We start from the raw sequence: 397 nt of genomic DNA, 5'->3' as shown, positions 1-397 counted from the left end.
GCACTCTACTCTGTACTTGTGAAGTTTAAACCTAAAGACTTTGACGCTTTTTTTGCAACCACAGTTATGTTGGGAGTTATAATGCTTTTAATCGTTTATTACTCAATGGGTTATAAATTAGAATCATTTTTAGACTTTAGCATAGAAGCAAAATTAGTTATAGCGTATGCTGTAATCTTTCCTTCAATCATATCTTACTATTTGTGGCATCGAGGAATCGCTGAAATTGGAGCAAGTAAAACTGCTCAGTTTACTCACTTAATGCCAATTTTTGGCGCTATTGAAGCTTACTTCTTCTTAAATGAGCGTATTGAGACATTTCATCTTATTGGTATTTCATTAATTGGATTTGGAATTTTTTTATCACTATTTTTAAAAATAAGAACACCAAGAATTA

General features: G+C 31.2%; 1 protein-coding gene. It reads left to right on the top strand.

Features of this window, described 5'->3' with window-relative positions; genetic code table 11:
• Window positions 1–397, top strand: a 397-nt coding sequence (locus QZZ48_RS08835; RefSeq protein WP_294964516.1) for a DMT family transporter, incomplete at both ends; no start/stop codon positions are given.

The sequence above is a fragment of the Sulfurimonas sp. genome (assembly GCF_016744025.1).
GTDB lineage: Bacteria > Campylobacterota > Campylobacteria > Campylobacterales > Sulfurimonadaceae > Sulfurimonas.
Note: the sequence above shows the minus strand (reverse complement) of the source record. Positions and strands in the feature narration are given on the sequence as shown.